The organism is Streptomyces sp. NPDC059454 (assembly GCF_042749965.1).
GTDB lineage: Bacteria > Actinomycetota > Actinomycetes > Streptomycetales > Streptomycetaceae > Streptomyces.
The window spans coordinates 1-18,132 of record NZ_JBHYVC010000098.1; the positions used below are offsets into that span (position 1 = coordinate 1).

16 protein-coding genes are annotated in these 18,132 nt (G+C 73.1%); 10 read left to right on the top strand and 6 right to left on the bottom strand.

All coding sequences use genetic code 11. From position 1 onward, the window contains the following. Positions 1 to 57 precede the first annotated feature (57 nt). On the bottom strand, positions 58 to 1,323 hold the full coding sequence (locus ACFXAE_RS34955) for a S1 family peptidase (RefSeq protein ID WP_384723328.1): 1,266 nt from the start codon (positions 1,321 to 1,323) through the stop codon (positions 58 to 60). Positions 1,324 to 1,889: 566 nt separating this feature from the next. Between ACFXAE_RS34955 and ACFXAE_RS34960 the strand changes: the two genes are divergently transcribed. The 5 genes from ACFXAE_RS34960 to ACFXAE_RS34980 all read left to right on the top strand — a co-directional run bounded on the left by ACFXAE_RS34960 (position 1,890) and on the right by ACFXAE_RS34980 (position 9,186). Then, positions 1,890 to 2,105: a type A2 lantipeptide gene (locus ACFXAE_RS34960; RefSeq protein ID WP_384723331.1), complete on the top strand. Its 216-nt coding sequence runs from the start codon at positions 1,890 to 1,892 to the stop codon at positions 2,103 to 2,105. Between the two features lie 111 nt (positions 2,106 to 2,216). Beyond that, positions 2,217 to 3,023: an HlyD family efflux transporter periplasmic adaptor subunit gene (locus tag ACFXAE_RS34965; RefSeq protein WP_384723334.1), complete on the top strand. Its 807-nt coding sequence runs from the start codon at positions 2,217 to 2,219 to the stop codon at positions 3,021 to 3,023. Next, positions 3,020 to 5,242, top strand: coding sequence for an NHLP family bacteriocin export ABC transporter peptidase/permease/ATPase subunit (locus ACFXAE_RS34970; RefSeq protein WP_384723337.1), 2,223 nt, complete (start codon positions 3,020 to 3,022; stop codon positions 5,240 to 5,242). The genes ACFXAE_RS34965 and ACFXAE_RS34970 overlap by 4 nt, the downstream gene beginning before the upstream one ends. A 1-nt stretch (position 5,243) precedes the next feature. Continuing rightward, complete coding sequence (locus ACFXAE_RS34975) at positions 5,244 to 8,069, top strand: NHLP bacteriocin export ABC transporter permease/ATPase subunit (protein WP_384723339.1); 2,826 nt, start codon at positions 5,244 to 5,246, stop codon at positions 8,067 to 8,069. A 106-nt stretch (positions 8,070 to 8,175) separates the two neighbouring features. Further along, entirely contained in the window at positions 8,176 to 9,186 is a 1,011-nt protein-coding gene (locus ACFXAE_RS34980) for a Ppx/GppA family phosphatase (RefSeq protein ID WP_384723342.1), read from the top strand. Between the two features lie 208 nt (positions 9,187 to 9,394). On the opposite strand, the gene ACFXAE_RS34985 is transcribed toward ACFXAE_RS34980, so the two are convergent. Continuing rightward, entirely contained in the window at positions 9,395 to 10,003 is a 609-nt protein-coding gene (locus ACFXAE_RS34985) for a flavodoxin family protein (RefSeq protein WP_384723345.1), read from the bottom strand. Positions 10,004 to 10,082: 79 nt separating this feature from the next. On the opposite strand from ACFXAE_RS34985, the gene ACFXAE_RS34990 reads away from it, so the two are divergent. Genes ACFXAE_RS34990 through ACFXAE_RS35000 form a run of 3 tightly spaced genes read left to right on the top strand, consistent with a single transcriptional unit; the run spans position 10,083 to position 11,950 of the window. Then, complete coding sequence (locus ACFXAE_RS34990) at positions 10,083 to 11,096, top strand: iron-containing redox enzyme family protein (RefSeq protein ID WP_384723348.1); 1,014 nt, start codon at positions 10,083 to 10,085, stop codon at positions 11,094 to 11,096. Continuing rightward, a complete protein-coding gene (locus ACFXAE_RS34995; protein ID WP_384723351.1) occupies positions 11,086 to 11,772 on the top strand; it encodes a HemK2/MTQ2 family protein methyltransferase in 687 nt (228 codons plus the stop codon). The genes ACFXAE_RS34990 and ACFXAE_RS34995 overlap by 11 nt, the downstream gene beginning before the upstream one ends. Next, positions 11,753 to 11,950: a CDGSH iron-sulfur domain-containing protein gene (locus tag ACFXAE_RS35000; RefSeq protein WP_030226631.1), complete on the top strand. Its 198-nt coding sequence runs from the start codon at positions 11,753 to 11,755 to the stop codon at positions 11,948 to 11,950. The genes ACFXAE_RS34995 and ACFXAE_RS35000 overlap by 20 nt, the downstream gene beginning before the upstream one ends. Before the next feature lie 150 nt (positions 11,951 to 12,100). Here the strand turns inward: ACFXAE_RS35000 and ACFXAE_RS35005 are convergent, their stop codons facing one another. Then, a complete protein-coding gene (locus tag ACFXAE_RS35005) occupies positions 12,101 to 12,535 on the bottom strand; it encodes a subtilase-type protease inhibitor (protein WP_384723354.1) in 435 nt (144 codons plus the stop codon). Between the two features lie 324 nt (positions 12,536 to 12,859). Between ACFXAE_RS35005 and ACFXAE_RS35010 the strand changes: the two genes are divergently transcribed. Both ACFXAE_RS35010 and ACFXAE_RS35015 read left to right on the top strand, forming a co-directional pair. Next, positions 12,860 to 13,417, top strand: coding sequence for a hypothetical protein (locus ACFXAE_RS35010; protein WP_384723357.1), 558 nt, complete (start codon positions 12,860 to 12,862; stop codon positions 13,415 to 13,417). Between the two features lie 281 nt (positions 13,418 to 13,698). Next, the gene (locus ACFXAE_RS35015) at positions 13,699 to 14,868 is read left to right on the top strand and encodes a lactate 2-monooxygenase (RefSeq protein ID WP_384723360.1); all 1,170 of its coding nucleotides are present in this window, start codon (positions 13,699 to 13,701) and stop codon (positions 14,866 to 14,868) included. A gap of 297 nt (positions 14,869 to 15,165) precedes the next feature. On the opposite strand, the gene ACFXAE_RS35020 is transcribed toward ACFXAE_RS35015, so the two are convergent. The 3 genes from ACFXAE_RS35020 to ACFXAE_RS35030 form a co-directional block, all read right to left on the bottom strand. After that, entirely contained in the window at positions 15,166 to 16,815 is a 1,650-nt protein-coding gene (locus ACFXAE_RS35020) for an RICIN domain-containing protein (RefSeq protein WP_384723363.1), read from the bottom strand. A 540-nt stretch (positions 16,816 to 17,355) separates the two neighbouring features. Beyond that, on the bottom strand, positions 17,356 to 17,733 hold the full coding sequence (locus ACFXAE_RS35025; RefSeq protein ID WP_384723366.1) for a toxin Doc: 378 nt from the start codon (positions 17,731 to 17,733) through the stop codon (positions 17,356 to 17,358). 3 nt (positions 17,734 to 17,736) lie between these two features. Further along, complete coding sequence (locus ACFXAE_RS35030; protein ID WP_384723368.1) at positions 17,737 to 17,982, bottom strand: hypothetical protein; 246 nt, start codon at positions 17,980 to 17,982, stop codon at positions 17,737 to 17,739. Positions 17,983 to 18,132: the final 150 nt, after the last annotated feature.

Consider the following 18,132-nt stretch of genomic DNA (forward strand, 5'->3'; position numbering starts at 1 on the left):
GCGCCGCCACGTGCGTGGCGGGGCCGGGGCCTGGATTGTGCTCGGGGCGAGGGTGCGTCAGTGGGTTCCGGCCAGGCCGGAGTCGTCCTGGGCACCCTGGTCAGCGGCGTCACCGGCGCCCGCGCCGGCCCCGTCGCCGGGCTGGTCTCCCGCTCCGGCCTCTTCGCCGCCGATCTCCTGGCCGTCGGCCTCCTCGCCGGCCGCGCCCGCGTCGCCGAGGGTCGCGCCGACCGCCTCCAGGGCCGTGGTGACCGGCTGGAAGAACGTCTCGCCGCCCGAGGCGCAGTCGCCGCTGCCGCCCGAGGTCAGGCCGACGGCGAGGCCGTCCCGGGTGAACATCGAGCCGCCGCTGTCACCGGGCTCCGCGCAGACGTTGGTCTGGATGAGACCGGTGACCGTGCCCTCCGGGTAGTTCACCGTGGCGTTCAGGCCGAGCACCTGGCCGTCGGCGAGCCCGGTGGTGCTGCCCATCCGGAACACCTCCTGGCCGACGGTGGCCTCCGCGGCCTGGGAGATCGGGAGGGTCTGGTCACCGAGGTTCACCTCGCTCGGCGCGACGGTGGCGGGGTCGTCGTACGTGACGAGTGCGAAGTCGCCCTCACCGGGGAAGACCGCCTGGTCGACCGTGGCGATCGGCTGTCCGCCCTGCGCGTCGGACCACTGGTCTCCCCCGGCGGCACAGTGACCGGCCGTCAGGAACGCCGGACTGCCGTCGCCCGCGGTGACGTTGAAGCCGAGCGAGCAGCGCGCGCCGCCGGAGAAGATGGCGTCACCGCCGGACACGAACGTCTTGAAGGTGCCCGCGGACTTCTTGACGGTCGCCATGCCGGAGCCGAGGCTCCGGACGGTGGACTCCAGCTGCTCCCACTTGTCGCCGGTCACCGTGCTGTCCGCGGTGACGAGGATCTTGTTGGTGCGCGGGTCGACCGCCCAGGAGGTGCCCGGGATGGTCGCCTCCGACTTCAGCGTCCGTGCCCCGGCCTCCAGTTCGGTCATGCTGTTGTCGACCTCGCGGACGGCCGCGCCGGCCTTCTTGGCCTGCACGATCACGTTGTTGTTGTCGCCCGGTACGACATTGACGACGAGCTGCTTGTTCTCGCCGTCGTAGTAGGAGCCGGCGAACGCGTCGCCGAGGAGCCCGGCGAGCCGCGAGGCGAGATCCGAGGCATCGCCCGCCTTCAGGGTCTTCGGCGCCGCCGCGTCGTCCGACGCGCCGTCCTGCGACGCGTTGGCGTTCGGGAGCAGGATCGCGGCGGCACCGAGCGCCACCACACCGCCCACCGCTATCGCGGCCTTGCGCTTCGGAATTCGCTTGTGACTCAAACTTCTCGACCTCCTGGGGGGACCGGAGTCGTGCCGGTGTTCGGCGGCTGCGGGGCGCCCGGACGGCTGTTGGTACGCACGGGCCGCGGGGGGCGTTCAATCCCACCCGGCCGATCACGTTCGGCGACCACCCGCGAACGGTCGGTCACCGTCACGTAACGGAATCCGGGCTTCAGCGAATCTGCACACCGCATGCCCAACCCGGTCACCGGAACCGGGGTCCGTCCACAGGCCGGCGGACCGGGTACGCCTTTGTGGCCGGTGTGCCGGATTCCGGCCACCGGGGCGCAAGTGGCCGGATGAGTCGATGCGGTGGGGCATGTGAAGAAGTCGCCGCCGCACCGTGCCCTCGTCTGCACGCTTGGACTCCTGCGGGACACAAGTTGCCTGGTGAGACGTTTGATTGATTGGAAGCCCGTACCCACCGCGTGCTTTGATCCATCGCACCGCAAGGCCGCTTCGGGCTCCCGGCGACGGGCGTTCGGCGCCCGCGGTCGCGGCCTTCATCCGTCACCGGAGGGGGCCGCTCCCCCTTGTGAAATATCCATACGAAGGGAAGTTCCATCATGAACTCCACCCCCCAGGTCGAGACCGTCGAGATCTCCGACGCCGACCTCGACAACGTCTCCGGCGGCCTGTCCGTGAACGCCGTGAACACCCTCACGGGCGCGGTGGACGGCATCGCCCCGGTCTCCGCCCTGGTCGACACGGCCGTCGGCACCGTCGAGGGTGTCACCGGCCTGAACACCGCCCCGGTCACGAACCTGGTCGCCGGTCTCTGATCGCGCCCTTGTGCCGCGAAGTCCCGGAGCCGCCCCCCGGCTCCGGGACTTCGCGGTGCGCCCACGGCCCCCGCGTCATGTCGCACAGTTCACGCAGGTGAGGGAAGACCCGTGCAGTTCCGCCAACAGGCCCTCGCCAAGCTCCAGTCACCGGAGGAACTCGACCTCCCGGTGCGCTTCGCGCGCCCGCAGGGCTGGCTGGTGCTGTCCGTGACGGTGGTCGCGATGGCGGCCGCATCGGTGTGGGCGGTGACCGGCTCGGTGTCCACCACGGTCGGCGCGCCCGCCGTCCTCACCTACGGGCAGGGCAGTTACGTCCTGCAGAGCCCCGTCGCCGGCCAGGTCACCGCCGTCCTCGCGGAGGAGGGCGAGCGGCTGCCCGCCGGCTCCCCCGTCCTGAAGGTCCGTACCGAGCAGGGCGACGAGGTCGTCCGCACCCTCGACGCGGGCCGGATCACCGCGCTCGCCGCCAGCACCGGGCAGATCATCTCCACCGGCGCGGACATCGCCGCCGTGGAGAAGGTCGCCCGCGCGAAGGCCCCGCTGTACGCGACGGTGTACGTCCCCGCCGAGAGCGCCGCCGGCATCCCCGCGCACGCCTCCGTCGACCTGACGGTGCAGTCGGTGCCGAGCCAGGAGTACGGCGTGCTGCACGGCGAGGTGAAGTCGGTGGACCGCTCGGCGCAGTCCCCTCAGCAGATCGCCGCGTTCCTCGGGGACGCCCAGCTCGGCGAGCAGTTCACGAAGAAGGGCAGGCCGGTGGCCGTCACGGTCGAGCTGGAGAAGTCGTCCGGCACGAAGAGCGGTTACGCGTGGTCCTCCGCGGAGGGCCCGCCGTTCGAGCTGACCTCGATGACCCTGGCCACGGGTTCGATCCGGCTGGCCGACCGGCGTCCCGTCGACTGGCTGCTGCCGTGACCACCGCCCGGGAGACCCGCGGCCGGCGCCGGGCCGCCCCGCCGAAGCGCAAGGTGCCCACGTCCCGCGCGAAGACGGTCCGCACCCCCACCGTGCTCCAGATGGAGGCCGTGGAGTGCGGCGCCGCCTCGCTCGCGATGGTGCTCGGCCACTACGGCCGGCATGTCCCGCTGGAGGAACTGCGCATCGCCTGCGGCGTCTCGCGGGACGGCTCGCGCGCCGGCAACCTGCTGAAGGCGGCCCGGAGTTACGGGCTGACCGCCAAGGGCATGCAGATGGATCTGGCCGCCCTCGCCGAGGTGACGGCGCCGGCCGTCCTGTTCTGGGAGTTCAACCACTACGTCGTCTACGACGGCATGGGCCGCCGGTTCGGCCGCCGCGGGGTGTACATCAACGACCCCGGCAAGGGACGGCGGTTCGTCCCCCTGGAGGAGTTCGACGGCAGCTTCACCGGCGTCGTCCTGGTGATGGAGCCCGGCGAGGACTTCACCCGGGGCGGCCGCAGACCGGGCGTGCTCGGCGCGATGCCGGCCCGGCTGCGCGGCACCGCGGGCACCATGCCCGCCGTGGTGCTGTCGAGCCTGCTGCTGGTCGCGGTCGGCGCGGCGGTGCCGGGGCTCAGCCGTACCTTCATCGACGAGTTCCTGATCGGCGGCCGGACCTCGACGCTGGACGTGCTGTTCACGTCGATGGGCGCGTGCGTGCTGCTCACGCTGGTGCTGACCTGGCTGCAGCAGGCCAACCTGCTGCGCGGCCGGCTGATCTCCTCCACCCTGTCCAGCGCCCGCTTCCTGCGCCATCTGCTGCGACTGCCGGTGACCTTCTTCGCCCAGCGCAGCCCGGCCGACCTGGTACAGCGGCTGCAGTCCAACGACGCGGTGGCCGAAACGCTGGCCCGCGATCTTTCGGCGGCGGGCGTGGACGCGGTGGTGGTCGTGCTGTACGCGGTGCTGCTCTACACGTACGACCCGCAGCTCACGTTCGTGGGCGTCGGTGTGGCGCTGCTGAACATCGTGGCCATGCGGATCGTCATCCGGCTGCGCGCGACCCGTACGGCGAAGCTGCGGGCGGACAGCGCGCGGCTCACCAACACGGCGTACACCGGTCTGCAGCTGATCGAGACGCTGAAGGCGACCGGCGGGGAGGACGGCTACTTCCGCAAGTGGGCCGGGCAGCACGCCACCACGCTGGAGGAGCAGCAGCGGCTCGGGGTGCCGAGCGCCTGGCTCGGCATCGTCGCGCCCACACTCGCCACCCTCAACAGCGCGCTGATCCTCTGGATCGGCGGCATGCGGGCGGTCGAGGGGCACATCTCGGTCGGTCTGCTGGTCGCCTTCCAGGCACTGGTCGCCCGCTTCACCGCCCCGCTGACCCGGCTCAACGGGGTCGCGGGCCGGATCCAGGACTTCGCCGCAGACGTGGCCCGGCTGAAGGACGTGGAGAACTTCCGGGCGGACCCGGTCTACGGCCGCCCGGGCGCCGGAGAGTCGACGCGCCGCCTGCACGGCCACGTCGAGCTGCAGAACCTCACCTTCGGCTACAACCCGCTGGACAAGCCGCTGCTGACCGGGTTCGACCTGACCGTGGGTCCCGGGCAGCAGGTGGCGCTGGTGGGCGGCTCCGGCAGCGGCAAGTCCACGGTGTCCCGGCTGATCTCGGGACTGTACGCGCCGTGGGAGGGCGTGATCCGGATCGACGGGCAGCGCATCGAGGACATCCCGCGCGGGGCGCTGGCCGCGTCCGTCTCCTTCGTCGACCAGGAGGTGTTCCTCTTCGAGGGCACCGTCCGCGACAACGTGGCGCTGTGGGATCCGTCGATCCCGGACGAGGCGGTGGTGGACGCGCTGAAGGACGCGGCGCTGTACGACGTGATCCTGCGCCGGCCGGGCGGCATCCACAGCCCGGTCGAGCAGGACGGCCGGAACTTCTCCGGCGGTCAGCGCCAGCGCCTGGAGATCGCGCGGGCACTGGTGCGCCGGCCGAGCATCCTGGTGCTGGACGAGGTGACCAGCGCGCTGGACGCGGAGACCGAGCTGGTGGTGATGGACAACCTGCGCCGGCGCGGCTGTGCCTGTGTGGTGATCGCGCACCGGCTGAGCACGGTGCGCGACAGCGACGAGATCGTCGTCCTGGACCACGGCACGGTCGTGGAGCGCGGACGGCACGAGGAGCTGGTGGCGCGCGGCGGCGCGTACGCGGCGCTGGTCAGGGAGCGATGAGATGACAGCCGTGCAGGAGAGCCAGGGCGGCGACCTCGTCCTGGGCGCGCTCGGGTCGCTGGGCACGCCGATCGACTGTTCCGGGTTCGGCCGGCTGGACCTGGAGGGGCCGCAGACGTTGTGGCTGATCGTGTCCGGTGCCGTGGACCTGTTCGCGGTGGACGCCGAGCGGCAGGGCCACTGGCACCATCTGGGCCGGCTTGAGGCCGGCTCGCTGGTGCTGGGCCCGGTGGCCGGTCCGGCGCACACGCTGGTGGCGCGCCCGCTGCGGGACTGCGTGGTGCACCGCATCGCCCTGCGCGAGCTGTACCAGCCGGCGAGCACCCAGACCTGGTCGTACGACGAGTACGGCAACCCGCAGTACGTGCCGCCCACGACGAGCCCCCTGGAGTACGCGCTGGCGCTCGGTGTGGGCCGCGGTCTGGCGGTGCTGTTCCAGGCTCCGATGGCCACGGAGCACGCCACCGCGCCCGGCGACGACGACGTCTTCTGGATGCAGGTCCCGCCGGGCAGTGTGCAGTACGGCTCGCTGTACGGGGCGGAGGCGGCGGCCGATCTGCTGATGGATCCGGCGCTGTGGCAGAGCATGGTCGACCAGCAGTACCGGCTGATGACCACGCTGGACCGGTGGATCGAGCAGCTGGAGCACACGCACGAGACGCGGACCGCCGAGGGCATCGCGGCCGGTGAGGCGGTCCGCGCCCGGGCCGACCGGACGCTGCTCGCCGCGATCGGCAAGCGGTCGGGGCGGCGCACGACGGCGGCCGACGCGGACGCCACGTACGCGGCCTGCGAGCTGGTGGCCCGGGCGGCCGGGATCACGCTCGCCGCGCCCGCGCGGTCCGGCACCGGCGGGGAGCGGCTCGATCCGGTCGAGCGGGTCGCCCTGGCCTCCCGGGTGCGGACCCGTGTCGTACGCCTGGACGGCCGCTGGTGGCGGGACGACGTGGGGCCGCTGGTGGGTCACCGGGCCCTGTCGGGGGCGCCCGTGGCGCTGCTGTGGCGGCGCGGCGGCTATGTGGCGGTGCATCCCGCGACCGGCCGGGAGACGCCGGTCGAGAAGGCGAACGCCGAGGAGTTCGAACCCCGCGCGGTGATGTTCTACCGCCCGCTGCCCGAGCGGCGGCTGAGCCCGCTGCGGCTGATGCGGTTCTGCATGACGGGGACGCGGGGTGATCTGACCGGTCTGCTGCTGAGCGGTCTGGTGACGGTGGCGATCGGGGCCCTGGTGCCGCTGGCGACCGGCAAGGTGCTCGGCGAGTTCGTGCCGAAGGCGCAGACCGAATTGATCGTTCAGGTGTGTCTCGCCGTCATGCTGAGCAGTGTGGTGGCCGCCGCCTTCATGCTGCTGCAGAACCTCACGCTGCTGCGTCTCGAGGGCCGGGTGGAGGCCACCCTCCAGCCGGCCGTCTGGGACAGGTTGCTGCGGCTGCCGACCACGTTCTTCACCGAACGGTCCACCGGCGAGCTGGCGAGCGCGGCCATGGGCATCAGCGCGATCCGCCGCATGCTGGCCGGGGTCGGTCCGACGGTGGCCCAGTCGGTCACCGTGGGCGCGATGAACCTGGGGCTGCTGCTGTGGTTCAGCGTCCCGATGGCACTGGCCGCGATCGGGATGCTGGTGGTCGTCGCGGGGGTCTTCCTGGGGCTCGGGCTGTGGCAGGTGCGCTGGCAGCGACGGCTGGTGGTGCTCACCAACAAGCTGAACAACCAGGCCTTCCAGACGCTGCGCGGGCTGCCGAAGCTGCGGGTGGCGGCGGCGGAGAACTACGCGTACGCCGCGTGGGCTTCGGAGTTCGCCCGCAGCCGTGAGCTGCAGCAGAAGGCCGGCCGGATCAAGAACCTGACGGCCGTGCTGGGCGCGATCTACCTGCCGCTGGTCACGCTGGCGATGTTCATGCTGCTGGCCGGTCCGGCGCGCGGCTCGATGACGGCGGCGGAGTTCCTCACCTTCAACACCTCGGTGACGATGGTGCTGACCTCGGTCACCCAGCTGACCGGCGCGTTCGTCTCGGCGGTCGCCGCGCTGCCGCTGTTCGAGCAGATCAAGCCGGTGCTGGACGCCACGCCCGAGGTGCGCGCGGCGAGCACCCGGCCGGGGCCGCTGTCCGGTGCGGTCGAGGCGCGGCGGCTGTCCTTCCGCTACTCCGACGACGGTCCGCTGGTCCTGGACGACGTGTCCTTCGAGGCGCGGCCGGGCGAGTTCGTGGCGGTCGTCGGCCCCAGCGGCTGCGGCAAGTCCACGCTGCTGCGGCTGCTGATCGGCTTCGACCGGCCGGTGTCCGGCAGTGTGCTGTACGACGGCCAGGACCTGGCCGCGCTCGACCGGTCGGCGGTGCGCCGGCAGTGCGGTGTGGTGCTCCAGCACGCGCAGCCGTTCACCGGGTCCATCCTGGACGTCATCTGCGGGAGCGAGCCGTACACGCCCGAGGAGGCGATGGCGGCGGCGGAGATGGCGGGGCTGGCCGAGGACATCAGGCGGATGCCGATGGGCCTGCACACCCTGGTGTCCGGCAGCGGTGCGGTCTCCGGCGGCCAGCGGCAGCGGCTGATGATCGCCCAGGCGCTGATCCGCCGGCCGCGGATCCTCTTCTTCGACGAGGCGACCAGCGCCCTGGACAACGAGACGCAGCGCACGGTCATCGAGAGCACCAAGGCCCTGAAGGCGACCCGGATCGTGATCGCGCACCGGTTGTCGACGGTGCTCGACGCGGACCGGGTGGTGGTGATGGAGGGCGGCAAGGTGGTCCAGCAGGGCCCGCCGGACCGGCTCCTGGCCGACACCGGCGGGCGGCTGCACGAACTGGTGCGGCGGCAGATGGCGTGACGTCAACCGTCGACGGATGGTTACCGACCGGTCACACTTGTGGCGCGTCTTCGCCGTACGCGGGGCCCGTCCGTTGCTCCGCGCGGTAAATGGGTACCCACGGGCCATGCGAACCAGCGTGATGGATGTCGGATCGAAGACCGTCAGACTCGTCGTGGCGGACACGGCGGGCGGGGCGCCGCTGCCGGTGCACACGGCGAAGTGGCCGCTCAGGCTGTCCGAGCAGGTCACGCCCGGGAAGCCGGTGCCGGAGCAGGCCGTGGAACGCCTGGTGGACGCCGTCGCCGCGGCGGACAGGACCGCCGCGCGGTGGGGTGCGTCGGGCCCCTTGGCGTTCGCGACCGCCGTGGTGCGCAGTGCCCCGAACCGGCAGGAGGTGCTGAGCACGGTCCGGGCCCGGACCGGCGTCGACCTGTGCACGCTGCCCGGCGAGGTGGAGGCCGAGCTCACGTTCCTCGGAGCCCGGCGCTGGATGGGCTGGCGCTGCGGGCCACTGGCGCTGCTGGACATCGGCGGGGGCTCACTGGAGGTCGCCTTCGGACGCGGCCGGCTGCCCGACTTCGTCGCCTCGCTGCCGCTGGGGGCGGGCCGGCTCACCCATGAGTACTTCGCGGACGCGGACCCTCCGTCCCTGGAGCAGGTGCGGGCGCTGCGCCGGAGGGTACGCCACCAGCTACGGGACGTGGCGGCCCGGATCCGCTGGGAGGGACCCCGTACGGCGGTGGCCACCTCCCGCACCTTCCAGCAGCTGGGGCGGCTGTGCGGAGCCGCGCCCGGACGGCACGGTCCGTTCGTGGAGCGGGAGTTGTCCTGCGCCGACCTGCGGGGGGCGATCGACCGGCTGGCCGCCCTGCCCGCCGCCGAGCGCGCCCGGCTGCCCGGGATCTCCGCCCCACGCTCCGCGCAGAGCCTGGCGGGCGCGGTCGTGGGGCACACGGCGATGAAGCTGACCGGTCTGGGGACGGTGACGCTCTGCCCCTGGGCGCTGCGCGAGGGGGTGCTGTTGCGCCACATCGAGGACGGCCCGTCCTGGTGGGCGGAGATCACCCGCCTCAACGAGAAGGAGCTGGCGGCCGTCGGCCCCGTACCGCTGCGCATCGCCACCGCGCACGGCTGACCCGGACGTACGGCGAAGGGAGGGACCCCGTGTCCGAGCAGGACGACCGCGGGAAGCCCGAGACGGCCCTCGACGAGGTGCTGCGCGAGGCCGAGGAGGCCGAGCGGCGCCCCGGTGACTCCGCCGGGCGGCGCCGTCACCGGGGCGAGGCCGGGGAGGCCGTCACCCCGAACACCGAGGCCCGGGAGGAGTCCCAGGGGGCTGGCCCTCATTGCGGGGGCGGGCCGAGGGGTCGTTCCGCCAGGGCCCGGGCGACGCCCAGCAGGTTGGCGGCCATGGCGCGGGCGGTCCTGCGGGACCAGTCGTGGCCGCTTCCGCCCTCGAGGAAGCTCGGTCCGGGGCCGGGGCCCTGGTTCCAGTAGGTCCACGCCTGGCCGGGGATGGTGTAGCCGATGTCCTGCAGGCCGCCGGTGATCTCGCTGATCACATGGTGCGCCCCGTCCTCGTTGCCGGTGACGACGACGCCCGCGACCCGGTTGTAGGCGACCGGCCGCCCGTCGGCGTCCGTCTCGGACAGCATGGCGTCCATCCGCTCCAGTACACGTTTGGCGACCGACGACGGCTGTCCGAGCCAGGTCGGCGAGGCGATGACGAGGATCTCGGACGCGAGGAGCTTTTCGTGGACGCCCGGCCAGGCGTCGCCCTCGTGCACGGCCTCGCTGACCACGCCCGGAGCGATGTCGAGGTCCACCGCGCGGACGACGTCGGCCTCCACGCCGTCCTTCCGCAGCTGCTCCACGACGGCCTCCGACAGGGCCTCGGTGTTGGAGGTCTCCGGTGACTTCTTGAGGGTGCAGTTGATGACCAGTGCCTTCATGGGGATACGGAGTACCCCGCGGACCGCCGGTTGCCACGCGGATGCGGGTGCCGCTGGGCCGTCCGGGTACCCGGGGCGCATGAAGCACCCCTGTGAAGAACCCCGGCTGCCCGCACCGCGCGGCCCCCTGAGCAGCGCCGTCGAGGACCACCTGCGGGGCACCGGCCCGCTGCCTCCGGACGAGGAGGTCGTCGCCGCGCCCGTGTACGGCGACGACCTCCAGCTCGCCCTGTACCTCTGCTACGAGCTGCACTACCGCGGGTTCGCGGGCGTGGCGGCGGACCGCGAATGGGACCCGGAGGTGCTGCGCGTCCGCGCCGCCCTGGAGGACCGCTTCCTCACCGCGCTCCGCGCGGACGCCCGGCGGCACGACGGCGTCGACGAGGCGCTCGCCGGGATCCTGGTGGAGCCGGTGGACGGCACGGGCGTCAGCCACTTCCTGCGCGACAAGGGCGAGTTGTGGCACGTCCGCGAGTACGCCGCCCAGCGGTCCCTGTACCACCTGAAGGAGGCCGACCCGCACGCCTGGGTGCTGCCCCGGCTGTGGGGGCGGGCCAAGGCGGCGATGGCGGCGGTCGAGTTCGACGAGTACGGCGGCGGCCGCGCCGACCGGGTGCACGCCCGTCTCTTCGCCGACCTGATGACGGACCTGGGACTGGACACGACGTACGGCCGCTATCTGGACGCGGCCTGCGCCGAACTGCTCGTGACGGTGAACCTGATGTCCCTCTTCGGGCTGCACCGCTCCCTCAGGGGTGCGCTGGTGGGTCACTTCGCGGCGGTCGAGATCACCTCGTCGCCCGGCTCGCGGCGGCTCGCCGAGGCGATGCGCCGCACGGGCGCGGGGCCCGCCGCCGAGCACTTCTACGACGAGCACGTGGAGGCGGACGCGGTGCACGAGCAGGTGGTGCGCCACGAGGTCGTCGCCGGTCTGCTGGAGGTGGAACCGCACCTCGCGGCGGACATCGCCTTCGGCGTCGACGCCACCGTGTTCGCCGAGGACCGCCTCGGCGACCGGCTGCTCGCGGACTGGAGCGCCGGCCGGTCGTCGCTGCGCACTCCCCTGCCCCGGGAGTTCACTCATGTTTCTTGACGGCGGGGGTACTCGGCGGTCCGTGAGTCCACTGGCGCCACCGGGCGTGTACGCCCCTCAGGAGGACACCGAGCTGCTGGCCGGTGCCCTGTCCGACGAACCCGTCCCTCCGGGCGCGGACGTCCTCGACGTGGGAACGGGATCCGGCGCCCTGGCGGTCGGGGCCGCCCGGCGCGGCTGCCGGGTGACCGCGGTCGACGTCTCGCGGCGGGCGGTGTGCGCGGCACGGCTGAACGCGCTGCGGGCCGGTGTGCCGGTCCGGGTCCGGCGCGGCAATCTGTTCGCGCCGGTGCGCGGCGAGTCGTTCGATCTGATCCTCGCCAATCCGCCGTACGTTCCGGCGCCCGACGGCGGCTCGCCGCCGCGGGGCGCCGCCCGGGCCTGGGACGCGGGCGGTGACGGGCGGCTCGTCCTGGACCGGATCTGCCGGGAGGCGCCCGCGCTGCTGCGGCCGGGCGGCGTCCTGCTGCTGGTGCAGTCGGCGCTCAGCGGCCCCGAGCTGACGGTCGGACAGTTGCGGACGGCCGGGGCGAAGGCCGCGGTGATCCGGCGCCGGCGCATCGCCTTCGGCCCGGTGGTACGGGGCAGGGAGCGCTGGCTGCGGGAGCGGGGGCTGCTGTCCGGGGGCGAGGACAAGGAAGAGCTGGTGGTGATCCGTGCCGAACTCCCCGTCTGACACCCCGCGTCGCGTCACCGTCCGACGCAAGGGGCCGCTGCTGGTGGAGGGCCCGGTGGAGGTCGAGCTGGAGGACGGCACGGTCGTCGCCTCCGACCGCTTCCGGGTGGCCCTGTGCACCTGCCGTCGCAGCCGGCGGTATCCGTGGTGCGACACCAGCCACCGGGACCGGGCCTGAGCCGTCGGGCTCCGTGAGAGCCCGGAAGCCGGCGGGCGGCCCCACTCCGCCCGCCGGCCTCCTTGCGCGGGATCGCACGTTCCGCGGGAGGACCGGTACTCCCCAGTCGCCGGCCGCCGCGCGGTCACGGGAAACCGTGCGATCCCGGTCTCAGAACGCGAAGACGCTCGAACCGTGAGCGTTCATCACGCACGCGTTGGAGAAGACCCGCTCGTAGGAGACACGCTCTCCCTGCCACACCCCGTCGACGGTGACGAGGACCGGGTCGTACTGCTTGGTGCAGAAGACGCCCTCCCGCATCGTCAGGGCGTCGAGGTCGCCGCTGACGCGGTTCATCTCCGCGCAGGCCGCTCCCGCGGCCGGGTGGGTCCCCGAGGGGCCCGGGGCGCAGGTCAGGGTGACCGCGCGTTCCGGCGCGACGGTCGTCGCGCTGTCGCCGTGGCCCAGGGTGAGCACCAGGGCCGAGGGGGCGTAGAGCGCGGACGGGGTGGTTCCCGGAGCGGCCTGCGCCGCCCCGGACAGGGGTGCGCAGACGGCTGCGGCCGTGAGGCCGAGGGTGGCGGCCCAGCGCGCGGTGTTCCGCATGGTGTGCTTCCTTCCGCTCGTGTCGACGAGTCGCCGGCTCGTGCTCGGTCGGTGCCGAACCGGCGTGCGGGAGTCTGCCGAGTCTGCGCCGGAACTTCACGTCGAGCATGCGGATTTCAGTAACATTGCGTGTTGAATCAGTGGCGTGAAGTCACGGAACGCACGGGGTGCGGCCCTGTAACCGCACGGACGCCTGGTGCGCGAAGTGGCCAGATGGCCGGAATGCGGGTGCTGGGCAATCGGCCTGAAACATTCCGATTCCGCTCTCGGCGGACCGTTCCGCGACGCCTTGTGTTCATGGACGAGGCAAGTAATCGTCATTACATGATTACCGCAGAACAGCGAGAGCACCTGCGGGGCTGGTTCACCGGCCGGCTCCGCGACGGTCTCTTCGAGGAGCCGGCCGAGGTCACGGTCGACCGCGAGGAGATCATCGTCATCGGCCGCATTCCCGGTCCCCGGCCGGCGGAGGGCGCCTCGCCGGCCGAACGGGAGGCGGCGGTCGAGGGCCGCGTCCAGGAGTTCCGGGAACGCACCCGGGACGACCGGATCGCGGTCGCCCGGGACGCCGAGCACCGCTTCGGCCGGAAGGTGTCCTGGGGCGTGGAGTGCGACGGACGCCGCGTCCTGTTCACACACGTGGCCGCGCCCGTCATGACCCGGCTGCGCCAGCCGGAGCGGCAGGTCCTCGACACCCTCATCGCGAGCGGGGTGGCCCGCAGCCGCAGCGAGGCGCTGGCCTGGTGCGTACGCCTGGTCCAGCGGCACACCGACGACTGGCTCACCGAGCTGCGCGAGTCGCTGGAACATGTCCAGCGGGTGCGGGCCCAGGGGCCGGACACCGGACCCGAGGAGGCGGAGCCCGGCACCGACGGCGGGTGAACGGCGTTGTCAGTGGCGTCCGTGGCGGAGGTGTTGAAAAGCGAGAACTGGGAGTCGGTGACGACGGGCACCGGGCACCGGGCACCGGGCACCGGGCACCGGGCACCGGGCACCGGGCACCGGGCACCGGGCGATGTTCTCCCGGCCGCGCGAGCCGGCCCGGACCCTGCGGGAGGCGACCGCCGTCCGCTGGTCCACGGCCGCCCGGCGCTGGACGCTCCCCGCGCATACCGGTCAGTATGCTCCGGGACGACGCGGTTCGAGGAGACAAGGCGGGGCGGATGGCGAAGCACTGGGGCGACTTTCAGTACGAGATCTACCTGAACGGGATGACGGGGGCCGTGCCCCGGCTGCCGACCGATCCGACCCGGCTGGAGGAGCTGACCGAGCAGCGGCTGGGCCCGGGGCCGGTCGGGTATGTCGCGGGCTCCGCGGGCGACGGCAGCACCGCCCGCGCCAACCGGGCCGCACTCGAACGCCGCCGGATCGTGCCGCGCATGCTGCGGGATGTCCACGAGCGTGACCTGTCGGTCGAGGTGCTGGGCCGCGCGCTGCCGGCGCCGTTGGCGCTGGCGCCCGTCGGAGTGCTGTCGATCATGCATCCGGACGCCGAGTCCGCCGCCGCCCGGGCGGCGGCCGCGCAGGGCGTGCCGTTCGTGCTGTCGTCCGCGTCCAGCACGCCGATGGAGCAGGTCGCGGAGGCGATGGGCGAGGCGGAGCGCTGGTTCCAGTTGTACTGGCCGAAGGACGTGGAGGTGGCCCGGAGCTTCCTGAACCGGGCGAGGGCCGCCGGGTTCACGGCGCTCGTCGTCACGCTCGACACTCCCCTGCTGTCGTGGCGCCCGCGCGATCTGGACCAGGCGTACCTGCCCTTCCTGCACGGTGTGGGCACCGCCAACTACTTCTCGGACCCGGCGTTCCGGGCAGGGCTGGCCAAGCCGGTGCACGAGGACCCGAACGCGGCGGTGATGCACTTCGTCGGCATGTTCGCCGATCCCGCCAAGTCCTGGCCGGACCTGGCGTTCCTGCGGGAGAACTGGGACGGACCGATCGTCCTCAAGGGCGTGCTCCATCCCGACGACGCACGGCGCGCCGCCGACGCCGGGACGGACGGCGTGGTGGTGTCCAACCACGGCGGGCGTCAGGTGGCCGGGGCGATCGCCGCGGCGGACGCGCTGCCCGGCGTGGTGAGGGCCGTCGGCGACCGGCTCACCGTGCTGTTCGACAGCGGGGTGCGCACCGGCGACGACGTCTTCAAGGCACTCGCCCTCGGCGCACGGGCGGTCCTGCTGGGCCGTCCGTACGTCTACGGGCTCGGCCTCGACGGACAGGCGGGGGTGGAACACGTGATCCGCTGCCTGCTCGCCGAACTCGACCTCACCATGGCCCTGTCGGGCCACGCCACCCCGGCCACGATCGGCCCCGACGCCCTCACGGAGGCAACGGGCTGACCCGCCCCGGCCCGCACCCTACGGCGCACGTCGGCGGCCGGGGGCAGGGGTCTTCCGGCCACGTCCCCTCCGGCCGGCTTCATGCGCCGGGCCGGAGGAGGGGCTTGCGTCCCACCGCCCGCCGGCTCCCGGTCCTCCGCGCCGGGTTCCCGGCCACCGCTGGTCCGGGGCAGGCGTCCTCCGGGTCGAAGCCCTGCCCGGGCCGCGCCGTCACGGTGCGGTGCCGCACCACCACGACACATCCCGGGCCGGGGCAAGGCGGCCTCCCCGGCCGGATCCGTGCCCCGGCCGGGGCGTTCACGTCACCGGCTCGGCCAGTTTCGCGTGCCGGGCCAGTGGGGTGTCCGTGCCGCTGGTGGACAGGGAGTCCGTGGCCGTCCGCACGGGTTCGGGGGTCCAGCGCTGGTTCACGGTCCGGTCGCGTACCTTGACGACGATGTCGGCGTTCGCGTCAGGGGTCGCCGGGGTGAGGGCCAGTTGGACGTCCCAGCGGGGCACCAGTTCGCCCCGCACGGCGAGGTCGTACCGCACGTCGTCGCCCCGCAGGCCGCCGGGGTCGGCGCAGGTGCCGAGGACGACGACACCGGCGTCCTTGTGCGAGTCCAGGCACAGACCGGGGTCGGCCACGCTGCGCAGCAGCCCGTCGTCCTCGTACGTCCACTGCTGGGTCCACGCCGAGGAGCAGTCCGCCAGCCGGGTCCCGGAGCCGTCCTGGGGCTCGCCCCGGGTGTCGAGGCACAGGCCGGAGGCCACGTTGCGCAGCCGCGTCCGTCCCGGTGCGGTGGGAAGCCCGGCGGCGCCGGGCGGGGACGCGGACGGCACGGCCGCGCGGCCGCCCGCCGCTCCGGTGGAGCCCGTCGGGTCGGCGGCACCGCCGTCCGGGGTGGAGGACCCGGCGATGAGCACGCTCACCAGCACCCCGGCGGAGACCGCGCCGATGCCCGTGAGCAGGGTCCTGGTGGAGCGCACCGGGTCCGGGAACACGATGCCCGTCAGCCGTCCGGGAACGGGGATGCGGGACAGCACGCGGTGCCGGCCGCCACCGGGCCGCCCGCCCCCGTCCCCGCCCCGGCGCCGACGGCGGGCGGTGCGTCCGCCGCGCGGGCCGGCCGTCGCGCGCCCCGGGCGCGAATCGAGGTAGCGCCTGGCCCCCCACCCGAGCACCGCCTCGGCGATCAGCGAGCCCAGGCCGCCCTCGAAGTGGCTCAGTTGCTCGGCCGCGTTCCGGCAGTAGCGGCACTCCGCCAGATGCTGCCGGACGTCCGGCAGCAGGGCCCCGCCCCGTCGGATGGGGACGTCGAGGAGGCGGTTGTAGAAGCGGCAGTCCTTCGTCGGTGCCAGTTCCTGATGGGCGTGGACACAACCTTGACGGAATTTTTCCCGTGCCTGTTCGAGTGCGCCCGATGCGATGTCGGGGTCCATGCCGAGCAGACCGGCCGGCACGGAAATCGGCTCGGCCTCGACCTCGACGTGCCAGAGCAAACAGCGCGCGAGTGCGGGCAGCGACCGGAATGCCCGCTGAGCGAGTGTGCGGTTTTCCGGAGTCATGGTGGTCGCCGCGCGCATGCCGCGCCCGCCCGCCGGTTTCTGCAGCTCCGGCATAACTCCGGTTATTCGATCGTCCGCGGCCCACTCGCGGACCGTGTCCCGCACGCCCACCAGCAGCACCGGCCGGAGCGCGACGGCCGATTCGCCGACGGCGACCCGGTCCAGGACCCGGTGCAGGGCGGCCGCGGTGACCATGGCGGCCGTCCGCCCCGACGAGGCGAGGCAGACGGCCGCGTAGTCGTGCATCGACTGCCAGTGCCGTGCCGACAGCAGCGCGACGGAAGAGGCGGCCTCGCCTTCCGGACGGCCCCGCAACCGGACGGCGAGGGACTCGTCGGATTCCCCCGGGTCCCCGCCGGGCGGCGGATACGGAGGGCGAGGGGGGTGGGGGGTGTGCACTGAGATGGTTCCTTCCCACAGCGCATGTGACATTCGAGGGTTTCCGACGCCGAAAAGGAGACCGTTCGGTGCATACCTCTTGGGCGCGGCACGGGGGGCGGAAATTCACCGACGGTGAATCGGACCCGGTTCATCAACTCACGTGCGCCCCCGGCCTTTACCCCCCGCACGGGTGGCTCACTCTCGCACAACCCGCACTCGACCAACAAGGCGCTTGGGCAACATCTGCGCGTTGACAGAAAGTCAGAAAGGAAACGTGGCCCGTGGCTTTCGACCTGGGTTTTCACGCCGTTCACAGCCGAGGCGCACCAGGGGGCGCCCGGGTCCCTTCCGCACCCCGTGCGAACTCCGCACGCACGCCGGCGCCCCGCGCACGCTCCGGCGCACGCCGGAGCGTGGTCGACTGGTCACGGCCCTTCCCGGAGGTCACGTGCGGAGACGGCGGCCCTCCTGCGCGCACGGCCGCCGGCCCCGGTCCTCCCGCCCTCGGCCGGCGGCCCCGGGGAGACCCTGCGTCCGGCGCGGCCCGTCCGGCGCGGTTCAGATCTGCCAGGAGCGCAGCCGGTCGGCCGCGCCGTAGACGTCCGCCTCGCCGGAGATCAGGTCGCGCGCCAGATCGACCAGGGCTCCGTAGGGCGGGTCGATGCCGACCCCGCTGACGAACATGTAGGCGACCGCCGTGGCACAGGCGAAGCGGGCGTTGGCCGAGGGCAGCGGCCGGAGCACGGCGAGGGTGTGCAGCAGGGCCGCCGCCCGCCAGGCCGGGTCGGAGTCGACGCCCAGCCGGGGCGGGTCCACGCGATGGCGGGCGACGGCCGCGACGAGGGCGGAGAAGTCGTTGACGACGGGCTGGTCCGGGAGGACCTCCTCGTGCCGCTGGAGCAGCCAGGGCACGTCGATGTGGAGCACGGGTGCCATCGGTCAGGCGGCCCGCCCCGCGCCCCTGGCGGAAGGTTCGTCCTCCGGGAAGGCCGCGGCGAATTCGTCGGCGTGGGAGGCGAAGAACCGGCGGAAGGCTTCCGCGCCCTCCTGCAGGGCGCGGTGGCGGGCTATGTCCGCCGCGGCCGCCTCCCGCACGAGCGCCTTCATGGACGTACCGCGTTCCTTGGCGATCTGCCGCAGGTCCTCGAGCTCGCGGTCGCTGAACTCCACGTTGAGAGCTGGCATGCCTTCACGGTACCGCTCGGGTACTGAATCGTAAATACGTGCAGGTCAGGACGTACAGACAGGGGTACCGGCGGGGGGGGGGGCGCCGCGGGGGGCCCGCCCCCCCCCCGGGGGGGGTGGGGGCAGGTGGGGCCCGCCAGGGGGCCCAAC